The organism is Tenacibaculum sp. AWR4_210, from assembly GCF_056160945.1.
This window is the reverse complement of the sequence record NZ_JBSWYF010000001.1, coordinates 665,440-678,397: the sequence shown is the minus strand read 5'-3', so window position 1 is coordinate 678,397 and position 12,958 is coordinate 665,440. Positions and strand designations below refer to the sequence as shown.

Sequence of the window (12,958 nt, the reverse complement as noted above, 5' to 3'; positions counted from 1 at the left end):
AATTCAAGGAACTCAATTAAGAGCTCTTTTTCGGGAGGGCATGGTTAAAAAATACTGCTGTCAAAGATGGAAACATCAGTACTAGATAAAAAGTAGTACAAAAAAAGCTCAATGAAAATTGAGCTAGTTGTAAATGGTGATTTCCTCATCGGTTCTTTTACTGATGAATGTTTAATGTTGAGGTTTTAACCAATAAGTTTAAGGTTTTTCTAACTCTAGTTTTTTAAGTCTGGCTTGAATGTCGAGAAGTTTTTTGTTTAGCGATTTTAACGCTTCAATTTCCTTAGCTTGACGAGCTATTTCTTTCTCTTGTTGTAGGGTATAAAGCGTTAATTCTTCTATTTTTTGAAGTAATTTAGCATCCATTTCTCCTAAAAAGATACCATTTTCTTCTACTTCTTTGGCACTGGGAATACCTTGTAGGTGTCCTTTTTCTTTAATGTGTTCTTCTACTTCCTTTAGTGTGGGAAGTTTATATGAGTCGTAAAAAACAAAATCAGACCATCCGGTTTCGACTTTTATTTCTTTAGCTCTAATATTTCCATTTACAGAAAGTTTCCAATTTCCTGTGTTGAGTGTGCCTATACCGACATTTCCTCCTTGATTAGCTAAGTAAATATTACCGTTTTTGTTGTAATTTAGATATATAGAACCGTCATGGGTACCTGCCATTAAGTGTAAGATTCCGTCAGATGATCTCCCGATGATTTTTGAATAGCCTGTAATAGCGCTTTCTTCGTTATTACCCTCATAAATTATGTCGTTTCCACTATCTAAAATTGATTTCCAAGAATACCAGGTATTTCCTCCTGATGAGTAATCAGCAAATCGAATTTTTAAACGGGGTATCGTATGACCTTTAAAAATTTGATAAGAATATCCGTAGCCATTACTACTATTGGTATATCCAAACAGAGATCCATAATTAGCGGGATAGTTACTTCCATCATTAGAAACAAATCCACTATAAAATTGATTCAATGGGGTCTGTGATGGGGTTGTGTGATTTTTTCCTTGATAGGATTGATTGAATTGAGCGTGGATACCAGAAGTGATTCCTAGTGCCAGGATAAATAGAATTTTTTTCATAACGTTTTTTTGATTTCAACAGGACAAAGGTAATTAAAATGGTGTTTTGAATAACGGCTTTACGTAATCAAAAATGCTATGTGTGTTATACATTTGAGGTTCAACTGTGATTTGCTCTAAAGCACCTGTAGTCTCAAGTGTTTTGTTGATGGGATGTATAATGATGTATTTTTTTCCAATTTGCATGATTTTAAAACATAACAGAGTGGAGTCATCATAAATTGGTTAAACCGTGACCATGAAAAAAAGGCAGCGATGTAGCGTTAGCTAGTTTTTTGAGAACAGCAACAAATTGAAATTAAATTGAGATTTTGTACTGCAACTCACTTTTAAACTAATCCATTCGTGCAGTTTTGATAAGTTCAAGAGTCGTTGCAAATAGGTCTTTAGAACGCATTTTACTTTTGAGCCAAGCGTAAAAACTCATGGCGAAAATGTCTTCTTGTAAAGCGCCAATAAAGTCAAAAGAACTTTCGACCATTTGAAAACAGTCTTCCGAACGAATCCATTGCGGATCATTATGGAAGCGTTCAACGATCTCCAGATAGCGCAATACGCGCTCTTCTCCATGCGTTAGTAAAAATGTACGGTACTTTCTGCGAAAACTCAGCAACCTCGATTCGAAGAGATCAAAGTGATTGAGTTCTTTGTGTAGTAGGAGTGCGATGAGATTTTTTTTGATGGTGATTTCTATGCCCGCTTGTTGTTCGTACCACAAATCGGAGTGCTGAAGTTTTGTATACGCCTTGTAGGCCGCCGTATAGTTTTGATTTTGAAAGTAACACATAATCAGGGTTAAATCACTTTCCAATTGAATTTTGACCTGAATGTTTTTTGTAGCTCTGCGTGCTTCCAAGATGCGAATGGCTTCTTGTTGATTGCCTAAATAGTTTGTATTAAGCGCTAGTAGGAGTGTGTATTCAGGTAAAAAAGTTGTGTAATACTTTTTTTGTTGTGAAACCATGGCTTGCTTCATCTGTTGTAAATACGATAAAGAGGATTCGAATTTCTTGTTGCGAAACAGCGTGTTGGCAATTAAAAACAACACTCTGATATGGTAAAACAATTGTTTTTCCTGATCTTTCTTGGCTTTTAATACTTGGTGTTGCGCAATGATAAACGATTCTATTTTTAAATAATCCTTACTCAAGTATGCCGATAAATTGGTCAGGGTAATCATTTGATAGAGCGACTTATACGAAAGGATGTCGTTGATGCTCACAGCGTGTTCCGAGCTTATCCTACTAAGCAACTCTGAAAAGCTCACCGAAGTCCCTTGTTGCTGCTGTTCCTGTAAGGCATTTCTGATTTTTGCATAGATGATGTTGAATTCCTCTGCGGTGTATTGTAACTGTTGGTTTTTCCGAAATCGTTCAATGAGGACCTTTAAATCTACCTGTTCAAAATGATGAGCGTACTGAATAAGTGTATGGTATACCTCGGTAAGTAGGGTATACAAATCATGAGCCAAGGCAATTTTTTCTGTTTTGATGAGCAGCTTGTAAGCTAGCTTGTAGTTCTTTTGATAGAGAAAATCACGAGCTGTAAGTATGTATTTCGCTAGTGAGATATCGATGGAGTTTTCTCCTTGCATTTTACTAGACGCGATAAAATCGATCAGCACTTCAAAAACCCGATTTCTCAAACTGTACAAGGCTTGTTTGTTAGGCTTTGCATATAGTTGTTCACAAAGAAAAGCAGTGTCTGCTTTTCCTGCGCGTAGCAAACGGACTAAGGCTGTGTTCTTTACGTCCCCTCGACGGTTTTTATGAGTTAAAAATGCTTCAAATTCCAGGTATTCTCGTTCCGAAAATGCTTGAATTATAGGTGAAATTCCATTCATTAAATCATGAGTTTTTAGGTTTAAAAATACTAATTTAGATGGTTTAATTCGTTAATTTGTGTTTATTTAATCATGAGTTTTTTATAAAAACTGATTTGAAACTCTTATATGAGGACCGCATCTTTGACCCGTAATTAATTTTAAAAATGAAACAGATGGAATTGAAAGATGTAATTTCAAAAAGAAAACAAGCAAAGGTAAAGGTGTATGATCAGCGTCCTACACCTGCGTATATAGGAGCCTCTTGGGCGGTGTTGATTATCGGTGTGACCGCCTATTGTATAGGGTTGTGGAACGCCGACATGGAGTTGAATGAAAAAGGGTATTACTTTACGGTATTGCTATTTGGGTTGTTTTCTGTTATCTCAGTTCAAAAGGCAGTTCGCGATAAGCTCGAGGGTATTCAAGTAACGGAATTGTATTACGGAATATCGTGGTTTACCACGATTACCGCTATAGTGCTTTTGGTAGTTGGACTTTGGAATGCCGATTTGTTACTGAGTGAAAAGGGATTTTATGGAATGTCGTTTACCTTAAGTGTTTTTGCCGCAATCTCTGTTCAGAAAAATACACGTGATATGGCGTATATCAATGAACGTGAAGCGGTCGTACCTCAAGAGTAGTAACCGCCGATTTTGGCAGACAGTAATAATTGAGATTAAAAGGTCTTTACTGAAAGTTTATTGATACATTTAAGACTTAAAAATCAAGTAATGAAAAAATCAGTAATTCTCATCGTATTGGCCTTTTTTTCTATTTATGTTATTTGGGGTTCTACGTACTTGTTAAACAAAATAGCGGTAGGGGAAATCGCTCCTATGTTTTTGGCAGCCATCCGCTTTACTACTGCGGGAGTATTGATTATGCTCATCGCCAAATTATTGGGTAAAAAGCTACGCATAAGCCGACATCAACTAACCAATTCAACCATAGCCGGATTTTTGTTTTTGGTATATGGAAATGGGGTCTTTGTTTGGGCATTAAAATACGTTGACAGTGGTTTTGCTGCGCTCTTGGCATCAACCCAACCTCTGTTTGTATTGTTTCTAATGCGTTTGATAGACGGTAAGCGCATGCAACCCCGATCGATTATAGGTGTGGCATTGGGAATTCTGGGAATGTATTTGTTGGTAAGTCAAGATACCATCACTGCATCAGAGGATAGTATTTTGGGAATATTCATGATTTTTAGCTGTGTGTTGAGTTGGAGTTATGGTAGTGTCTTCGTTTCGAAGGCTAACTTACCGAAAAACTTTTTCGTAAGTACGGGCTATCAGATGCTGATAGCTGGAATCTTGTTGTTTATCGTCAGTGGTATCATAGGAGAACCGTGGACAGGTCCGGAATTGTGGACAGTAGAAACGCGTTGGTCCATGGGCTTGTTAATTGTATTTGGAAGCATCGTAGCGTTTACCTCTTTTAACTATTTACTAAAGGAAGTTTCGACAGAGAAGGTAGCTACTTCTGCCTACGTAAATCCGGTGATTGCAATGCTATTAGGCTGGTATTTTTTGGATGAGAGCTTGTCCAAGCAATCGATGATTGCATCAGCGGTATTGTTAACAGGCGTTTATTTTATCAATTCGCGAAAGCGCGTGAGCAAAACAAAGGTTACCACCAAACCACAAAAAGTTTAAGCAATTCTCCATTGGGGTGCTTTACCCACCATAGCGGTGCGTAGGAATCAGCTAATTGTTCTGAGCAACTGTGATAAAATTGTTCGTAGGAGTTCCATGCTACATCGGTATGCGGTTGTTGTAGCCAATCGTGTTTGACAGGTAAGTAGAACTTGCTTTTTTTCCAGTTTGCCAATTCTGAAATACCTGCGTAGTAGCCCTGTATACAATCGGCATTTAACAAATGAAAAGAGGGGGCTTTGTGTGCTTGTAAAGGAATAAATAGCTGGGCTTTAAAGTACACCTGTTGTTGCCAATTTGGATAGGCAATTGCTGCTGCTCGCAATTGTTGTTGGCATACGGGGTGATGGAGTAGTGGAAGCTGTTTGTTTTTTAATTTGTTCAACTTTTCAATCAGTGAGTCTTTGCGATTCGGACCAATCCAGTGTTCTAGTTCATGGCTACCTACCGTAGGGTCGTATAAGTAAAATTTATACACCACTTCAAGGTGAATGGGAAGGTGGTTTTGCAACAGGAGGCAATCCAATTCTCCTAAGGTGATTTTTTCTTGTTGAATTTGAAGGTTTTCTGCTAAAATCTGCGTGTCTGATCGTTGGTTGAGTTCAAAAGAAACAAAGCGTTCAACGAACTTTCCCAGGCGTAACTTGGCGTCAATAGTATCGCTAAAGCGTACAGGAGAAGGTTCATAGACAGCAGTATAAGGAGCTAAATCAAAAACACCTTTTCCTTGCCACAGAAAAGGTGTCTCATAAAATCCTTTGTATTGTCGTTGTATTTGAAAATAGCTAAAAGCCATGGATTTACTCCTGAATACCCAATTTAGCCATTACCTTCTTTGTTAAATCGAAGTTCGGATCAATAAAAGCAAATTCGTTACCACTAGTAGTTAATACTTGGGTGTACCCTTCGCTTTTAGCAATTTCTTGAATTACTTCGTTGAGCTTTTTATACAACGGACGTATGTATTCGTCGCGTCTTAATTTCATGAGTGTTGTCCCATTTTGGCGGAATTTCCCCATTTCTTGTTCTAAGGCAGCGAGCTCTTGAATCTTCTCTTTGCGTTGTTGTTCTGTTAAGGTCTTTTCTACTTTCTTAAAAGCCTCGATTTTCTCTTTGTATGCAGTTGTTTTAATCTGATAGCTCGAATCCAGTTCTTTTGCATAGGCATTAATACGAACTAAAACATCTTTCATTTGCGGCATTTTACCAACAATCAATTCGGTGTCAATGGTACCTACCTTTGATTGAGCAAAAAACAAGCTCGTGGTAAATAAGCTAGCAATAAGTAATAATTTTAACTTCATTATAGATTATGTTTTGCACAAATATATAAAAGCCACTACGCTAAAGCCCTTAAAATTCGTTAAATTTTAGGAGTTTTCTTTGAGGATACTTTCAATTTTATGAATAATATTGTTGCGATCTTCTAAAAAATCAAACCAGAGCGTATCGGGATCTTTGCGAAACCAGGTGCCTTGCCTTTTGGCAAAGCGACGCGTATTTTTTTTGATCTCCGCAATGGCAGTTTCCAGCGAGCAGCGACCGTCAAAGTAGTCAAACAATTCACGGTATCCTACGGTTTGTAATGCATTGAGTTGCCTGTGTGGAACGAGCTGTTCAACTTCTTTTAGCAAGCCTTTATTCATCATGATATCTACGCGTTTTTCAATGCGCTCATAGGTAATTTCACGGGCTGCGTTTAGTCCGATTTTAATGCTGTTGAAGTTACGAGGTCTCTTGGGTTTGTTTTTAAAGGAGGCGTAGGTTTTTCCAGTGCCAATACACACCTCGAGCGCTCGAATCACACGATGTGGATTGTCAATAGCAATATTGTTGTAAGTTTCAGGGTCTAAGCTTTGTAGTTGTTGTTGAAGGCTTTCCAAGCCGTCGCTTTCCAAACGTTGGTTCAACGCTTCTCGAATTGCCGGTTCAATATCCGGAAAGTAATCCAGTCCTTTGAGCACGGCATCGACGTATAAACCGCTTCCGCCAACCATAATTTGAATCGGATTTTTTTCGAATAACTCGTCGAGCTTGTCTAAGGCATCACGCTCAAACTGACCTACGCTATACTCATCTAATACGCTGAGGTTTTGTATAAAATGATGCGGCGCTGCAGCGAGTTCTTCGGGTTCTGGTACGGCCGTACCAATGCGCATTTCCTTAAAAAACTGTCTGGAATCACACGAGAGAATGTCGCAGTTAAAATGTTGTGCGAGCGCTATGCTCAATGAGGTCTTCCCGATGGCTGTTGCCCCAACTATGGTGATGAGTGTGTTTGTCATTAATCGTGTAGTTTACTACCGCAGTGATTACAAAAAATAGCATCGTCGTCGTGTCCTTCATACGAACAGTTCGGACAAGCTTGGGTGTTTAAGTGTACGTCGTTGAGCTTGGTCATTTCAGAACTCACGATTCCGGTAGGTACCGCAATAATTCCGTAACCTAGTATCATAACAATACTAGCTATGAGCTGCCCTAAAGGTGTTTGTGGAGCAATATCGCCATAGCCGACCGTAGTCATGGTAACGATGGCCCAGTAAACACTTCTCGGTATACTCGTAAATCCGTTATCCGCTCCTTCAATTAAGTACATGATGGTTCCGATAATGATACAGAGTATAAGTACAAAGTACAAAAATACAGAGATTTTGGCTTTGCTGGCATTGAGAGCTTTGATAAAGTTATTCGATTCACCAATGAAGCGAGCTAATTTGAGTATTCTAAATATTCGGAGTAGTCGCAGGGCTCTTAACGCAACCAAACTGTGGGTACCCACAAAGAATATCGACAGGTATTTTGGTGCGGTTGACAGCAAATCGATAATACCGTAAAAGCTAAAAATATACCGCAGCGGCTTTTTAATGCTGATGATGCGCATACCGTACTCAACACTAAATAAAATTGTCAAAATCCATTCTCCTATATTGAGGAGGTCTCCATGCGTTTTTTGAATTTCAGGAACACTTTCTAGCATCACGAGTACCACAGAAGCCAAAATGGCTATTAGCAATACGATATCGAACAGTTTACCCGATCGGGTATCTGCCTCATAGATAATCTCGTGTAATTTCTCTTTCCAGCTAGGTTGGTTTGGTGTCAATGGTTTGGCTTTTAGGGTGTAAAATATTGTATGGGGACTACAAAGCGATCTTAACGTTGTGCTTTGTGAGTTCCTGTAGGTAATCGGTTGGATTAAAATCGTCACTATCAAATTCATCTTGACGCGTTTTTTTCATTTCCAAACGTTTGGCGGCTTTTAAAAAGCGTCGCATTTCTACTGGGGTTTGCAGCAATAAGCCTGGTACGGCCACGCCTTTACCCGATTCATCTCTGGCTACCATAGTGAAATACGATGAATTACAGTGTTTTACTTTGCCGGTTTGTATGTTTTGGGCTTCTACGCGAATTCCTACAACCATTGATGTTCTTCCTACGTAATTAACGGATGCTTTCATGGTAACCAATTCTCCGACCTCTATGGGGTTTAAAAAATCCACGGTGTCTACTGATGCTGTAACACAGTAGGTAGCGGAGTGTTTGGAAGCACAGGCAAAGGCAATCTGATCCATGAGGTTTAATATGTAACCTCCGTGAATTTTACCACTGAAATTCGCATGTGATGGAAGCATGAGTTCCGATATACTGATACGCGTATTGTTAATGGGTATGTACTTATTGTTTTTCATTGTCATCGAGTAATCCTCTAAAATGAGGAGAGGCTTCTTTTTCTACTTTCGTTATAAAATATTTAGTGTCTCCCAACCAGAAAAAAGTTCCATATCGCTCTTTGTAATGAACTTTTACATAATGTCCCTGGTATTTTTGCAGGTCGGCGATTACCTGTTCTTCGCGGTCTTCAACAGAAAAGGAAAAAATTTGGGCTCCGGAGATTCCCTGGCTAATTTCTCCTTCCCAAGTTTTGATAGCAACTCCTTTATAGCTAATCTTAATCAGTTCTCCTGATCGTACGCCCTCACTGTAGGGAACGTAGTAAATAAAGGCGTAGTACAAGCCTGCTATTAGCGCTATCGCGATGAGAATTAGGGCTAAAATTTTCTTCATATGCTCTTCGTATTTTAACAACAAAAGTAAGGTTAAATTTTTGACTTGTAAAATGAATGGAAATTGGTAAGTTTGTGTTGCTTCAAAAAAGTAGAACAATGAATTACATTTTATTTGATGGGGATGTGCGAACAGCCTTATTACCATTTACATATACTCGTCCGGTAGCGGATATCCGCATCGGGATTTTGACCATTAGAGAAAAATGGGAGAAATTTTTAGGTCTTACAACCACCACGATAACCGAGGAGTACCTTGAAGAAAAGTATCCCATGGTAGAAATGGAGGAGAATATTATGTTAAATGCGTCATTTTTACCAACCAAATCACTGGTAGAAATGGTCCGTAATTTGCAAGCTAATCAAGCCATTTTTAAAGGGGAAGATGTGATTGCATTTTATACCTCAGCGTCACAAGAAGAGGTGGACTTTGAGGAATATGAACAGTTAGAGTTTGAAGATGATTGTATTCAGGTACGCAATACTTGGGACATATTTTCTTTAAATGATCAGGCCATTCGTGCCGACTTTGAACTGTTAACCGAAGGGCGAACCTCAGCACCGATTCCAGAAACAGTGAATTGTATTCAACGTGAAGATATCTTTTTAGAAGAAGGAGCTAAGTTGAGTTTTGCGACTCTCAATGCTTCAACGGGGCCGATATACATCGGGAAAAATGCCGAAATTATGGAAGGTTGTGTGGTTCGTGGAGCCTTGGCTTTATGTGATAACGCAGTGCTAAAAATGGGAGCTAAAATATACGGAGCAACAACCGTCGGGCCTTATTCAAAAGTTGGAGGAGAGGTAAATAACTCCGTTTTATTCGGGTATTCCAACAAGGGACACGATGGATTTCTCGGAAATTCAGTATTGGGAGAATGGTGTAATTTAGGTGCCGATACCAATAATTCGAACTTAAAAAATAACTATGCCGAAGTGCGCTTGTGGAGTTATGAAACGGGGCGTTTTGCCAAAACGGGATTACAGTTCTGTGGATTGATTATGGGGGACCATTCTAAATGTGGTATCAATACCATGTTTAACACCGGAACAGTTGTAGGAGTATCTGCAAATATTTTCGGAAGTGGATTTCCTCGAAACTTTGTACCGTCGTTTAGCTGGGGAGGAGCTTCAGGATTTACCGAGTACAAAACCAACAAGGTATTTGAAGTGGCCGAAGTGGTAATGAAACGCCGTAATATTGATTTTGATGAACGCGAGAAAGCCATTCTAGAAAAAGTATTTGAACTAAGTGCACAGCACAGAAATTACTAGGTAAGTATGCCATATAAAAAAACACCCTTTGAGTTTTCAAAGGGTGTTTTTTTTGCTAATGAGTCCTGTGCGTTCGGTGAATGACAAATTGCTCTTGTGCAATGCCTCGGATTTCATATTGCTGAAAACGATCGTAAAATAGCAGGCCTTCTTTTTTTGTTTTCGCCAGTCTGACTTTTAAATCTTCTGAGGCCGTATAGCCTTCTTTTAGCGCCTTGGTAAGCGCGTGGTAAGCAAAAATACGCGCAATGGGATTGGGTCCGTAAAGGAGTTTTTCAAAGAGTGGATACTGCTTTGCTTTTAAAAGTAGATTCGCTTGGTCAAATTCGTACGACAGTGTGTCAGCGCTTGTAAACGTAGCAGTGAGGTTTTCAATCGAGATCAGATTGACGAAAGCCGTAAGGATGCTAGGAGTATACGCGTTTAAAGTAGCTTCTTTAAGATCAAATTGAAATTTGGGATACTTTTGGAGATAACGGCTGAGCTGTTTAGGATACTTTCGAGTGTATTCTACATTATTGCCAGCACACGACCACGGGAAGTCTAAGACCTGGGCAAAGTGATTTTCAAAAATACCATCATAGACTGTCATTTGATATTGACTGTGCAATACGGCGTCTTTATACACCAAAAATCGAAAGGTTAAGTTAAGGTAGTTTATGTTTTTGTAAACAGTGATGTAGCGAAGGTCGTCATTCAGATTAATAGCGGAATACTGAGGAGCCTGACGAGTTTGCAGCTCAGGAAGGTACTCGGCATACAAACTAAGAGATGGGTTTAATTCGGGTAATTTATTGAGCGTTTGTTTGATGAATGCGAGATCTTGCGCAATCATTTTTTTTGCTGGCTGGGAAATTCGGATACGCCTTTTAGTACAAGTCCTGCATTGTTTAGGGAGTTCTTTATTATGGCTAATAATATCCTCAGAAAGGGTATTTTGAGCGGACAGATGGTAGGTAGTAAATAACAGAAGGTAAACCAGTAATTTTTTCATGATTAACTATTTAAGTAGTTTGAATACTAGGAAGTTTATAAGTATTAGATAACGGATGGATATAGGCTTTTCTTGGGTTTTGCTTCGAAATAGTAAGCGCAAATTTAAGGAGATAACATCGTAGAATAAAATGCTTTCGTCGGGTGCTCCACCAATCCCAATATAATAACCTCCTTTGATAAAGAGTAGTTTATACAGCCAAATGCACAACTCTATATTGAGTAGGTACAATTGATACCTTCGATTTTGTACGGCATAAGAACAGAAAATTAAAACTGCGGCCAATGAACTGTATACAATGTTAGGGATAGCCCAAGTGTATTGTGTAGTCAACATACAACCAAATTGCGTGTTGTAGTCCAAGTTGAAATAGAAGCCAATACTGATCCATACTAGGAGTAATACAACGAGTTGGGGTCTCGTTAAATGGGAGACAATCTTTTTTAATCCGAGCAAAATTCCGTAAAAAATAGCTAAGCCGCATATGAGTAAAAGGATCGGTGAAATAAAGTCTAGCATTTAGTGTAAGTTTAAATCTTGTTGAAGTTCTTGGTATTGTATATCCGTTAAAAATAATAACCACTGTTGATCGAAGTTGCCAATCTGGTAAAATTTACCGCGGCTGCCTGTTCGCTGTAAAATAGTATTAATTTGTGGGAGTAGGTCCGGTTTATCAGAAGTTAGTTTAATGCTGTGATGCTCGTTGTTCCACTGAAATACAATGAGTTGTTCGCGCGGATTGGGCTGTGCAATAAGTTGAATTTTCTCAGGGGTAAAAGCTCCTCGGCTGATTTTTTTTAAGGCTGTGATAAAGGCTTTTAAAGGACTGTCGTAATCTCCGAAATAATATTCAGTAGGACAGGTGAGCTCAGGAGTATATGTAAATAGGTCATACACGCTATTAAGGGGGTTGCATTGCGTTTGTTGCTTTAGAGCTTTAGCCGATGTTGCTGACAGTAAATTCAAGCGCAGCAATTTCTCTTGAAACTCTTGAAGCACCTTGGTGTTGAATTGATTATCAAAACCAATTGAATGCGACAACAACCAAAACTGACCGTACATAAAATTGTTCAGTTGTTCATACTGTTTTTTGTTGAGGGCTATAACGCCGTAGTATCTGTGATCAATGGTGTTTAGGTCGGTTTCACTTAAACTGCTAACAGAAAACAGGCGAACTGCTGAACCTTGATCACGGAGGGCTTTATTGAAAATAGCGAGGTAGGTTAGGTGATCTACTTTTCCAAAGTACTCATAGGAGTTGTCGAGTTCGCGATGACTGAGGTAAAAACTCTTTTGATGATAGGGGGTTCCGTCAATGGTTAGCGAACAATAAACTTCCTGACCGTCATCTATCACTTCATGCGGCTTTATTTGATAGTCAAAATTTTCAAAAGCTAGTGAAGGGAGTAGCGCAGCTGTTTTGTGATGTATTTTTTCTAAGTAGCCCGTCAGATGTTTAGGGTAGGTCGCCAAGTCGAAAACGGCAGCGTTCGAACAGAATTTTAGAAGATCTAAGGGAGATTTCACAGTGTGAATAGAACGAAGGAAATCTGCGTGTTTTGAAGGCGTTAAAAGCTTGAGGTTTTTGAGTTGAAGTGCAAATTGTTTCAGTCTTGGTTTGGATATTAATTCGCGATACCCCAAGGTATTTAATAAGTGCTGGAAATATTCTAGGTAGTGTCGATAGCGATCGTTATTGATTTTTGTTAATTGCTCGTTGTACATCGCTGTGTCTAGTACTTTCGATTTCCACAGTTGCTGGTTCCACAACAACAGTTGTTTTTTGTCTTCTGTAGTGTATGGAAATGTAGAATAATTGATATTGGTGTCACTACTATCGGTGAAACCGGTTAATTTTTTTTGGTGTAACTGTTGTAAAGCTAATACCATAGTGGCAGGAGTAGTTTTTTCAAACTGCTGCAAGATTTGGTGGAGTTGAATTTTATCTTTTTCATTGATCAATTGAGCTTCCAACAGTGGTGCAAATGTTATTTGAGCAGAGGCGTACCCGAAAACAAGGAAGGATAAGAGTTGTATAAGTTTTTTCATAGCATTA

14 protein-coding genes are annotated in these 12,958 nt (G+C 38.8%); 3 read left to right on the top strand and 11 right to left on the bottom strand.

The genetic code is table 11. From position 1 onward, the window contains the following. Positions 1-198 precede the first annotated feature (198 nt). The gene (locus tag ACXAG7_RS02990) at positions 199-1,089 is read right to left on the bottom strand and encodes a hypothetical protein (protein WP_476665914.1); all 891 of its coding nucleotides are present in this window, start codon (positions 1,087-1,089) and stop codon (positions 199-201) included. Between the two features lie 334 nt (positions 1,090-1,423). After that, complete coding sequence (locus ACXAG7_RS02985; protein ID WP_476665913.1) at positions 1,424-2,932, bottom strand: hypothetical protein; 1,509 nt, start codon at positions 2,930-2,932, stop codon at positions 1,424-1,426. 155 nt (positions 2,933-3,087) lie between these two features. Between ACXAG7_RS02985 and yiaA the strand changes: the two genes are divergently transcribed. Further along, positions 3,088-3,555, top strand: a complete 468-nt coding sequence (gene yiaA / locus ACXAG7_RS02980) for an inner membrane protein YiaA (protein WP_476665912.1) — start codon at positions 3,088-3,090, stop codon at positions 3,553-3,555. Positions 3,556-3,645: 90 nt separating this feature from the next. Further along, positions 3,646-4,569: an EamA family transporter gene (locus ACXAG7_RS02975; protein WP_476665911.1), complete on the top strand. Its 924-nt coding sequence runs from the start codon at positions 3,646-3,648 to the stop codon at positions 4,567-4,569. On the opposite strand, the gene ACXAG7_RS02970 is transcribed toward ACXAG7_RS02975, so the two are convergent. The 6 genes from ACXAG7_RS02970 to ACXAG7_RS02945 all read right to left on the bottom strand — a co-directional run bounded on the left by ACXAG7_RS02970 (position 4,544) and on the right by ACXAG7_RS02945 (position 8,634). Next, a complete protein-coding gene (locus ACXAG7_RS02970) occupies positions 4,544-5,365 on the bottom strand; it encodes a DUF1853 family protein (protein ID WP_476665910.1) in 822 nt (273 codons plus the stop codon). The genes ACXAG7_RS02975 and ACXAG7_RS02970 overlap by 26 nt on opposite strands. Before the next feature lie 4 nt (positions 5,366-5,369). Beyond that, positions 5,370-5,873: an OmpH/Skp family outer membrane protein gene (locus ACXAG7_RS02965; RefSeq protein WP_408044051.1), complete on the bottom strand. Its 504-nt coding sequence runs from the start codon at positions 5,871-5,873 to the stop codon at positions 5,370-5,372. Between the two features lie 66 nt (positions 5,874-5,939). Next, complete coding sequence (gene miaA, locus ACXAG7_RS02960; protein ID WP_476665909.1) at positions 5,940-6,854, bottom strand: tRNA (adenosine(37)-N6)-dimethylallyltransferase MiaA; 915 nt, start codon at positions 6,852-6,854, stop codon at positions 5,940-5,942. Beyond that, positions 6,854-7,672 carry an ion transporter gene (locus ACXAG7_RS02955; protein WP_408044049.1) on the bottom strand — a complete coding sequence of 273 codons (819 nt, stop codon included), beginning with the start codon at positions 7,670-7,672 and terminating at the stop codon, positions 6,854-6,856. Before ACXAG7_RS02955 ends, miaA begins: the two co-directional genes overlap by 1 nt. Before the next feature lie 37 nt (positions 7,673-7,709). Further along, positions 7,710-8,258 carry an acyl-CoA thioesterase gene (locus ACXAG7_RS02950; RefSeq protein WP_408044048.1) on the bottom strand — a complete coding sequence of 183 codons (549 nt, stop codon included), beginning with the start codon at positions 8,256-8,258 and terminating at the stop codon, positions 7,710-7,712. Continuing rightward, positions 8,245-8,634, bottom strand: a complete 390-nt coding sequence (locus ACXAG7_RS02945) for a 6-phosphogluconate dehydrogenase (protein ID WP_408044047.1) — start codon at positions 8,632-8,634, stop codon at positions 8,245-8,247. Before ACXAG7_RS02945 ends, ACXAG7_RS02950 begins: the two co-directional genes overlap by 14 nt. Before the next feature lie 98 nt (positions 8,635-8,732). On the opposite strand from ACXAG7_RS02945, the gene ACXAG7_RS02940 reads away from it, so the two are divergent. Continuing rightward, positions 8,733-9,908, top strand: a complete 1,176-nt coding sequence (locus ACXAG7_RS02940) for a GlmU family protein (RefSeq protein WP_408044046.1) — start codon at positions 8,733-8,735, stop codon at positions 9,906-9,908. Between the two features lie 55 nt (positions 9,909-9,963). Here ACXAG7_RS02940 and ACXAG7_RS02935 read toward each other — a convergent pair whose 3' ends face one another. From ACXAG7_RS02935 to ACXAG7_RS02925, 3 genes are read right to left on the bottom strand one after another with little or no spacing between them, the layout of a single operon-like run. Further along, positions 9,964-10,902: a hypothetical protein gene (locus ACXAG7_RS02935; RefSeq protein ID WP_476665908.1), complete on the bottom strand. Its 939-nt coding sequence runs from the start codon at positions 10,900-10,902 to the stop codon at positions 9,964-9,966. A gap of 6 nt (positions 10,903-10,908) precedes the next feature. After that, positions 10,909-11,421, bottom strand: coding sequence for a hypothetical protein (locus ACXAG7_RS02930; RefSeq protein WP_476665907.1), 513 nt, complete (start codon positions 11,419-11,421; stop codon positions 10,909-10,911). Then, positions 11,422-12,951, bottom strand: a complete 1,530-nt coding sequence (locus ACXAG7_RS02925) for a hypothetical protein (RefSeq protein WP_476665906.1) — start codon at positions 12,949-12,951, stop codon at positions 11,422-11,424. Positions 12,952-12,958: the final 7 nt, after the last annotated feature.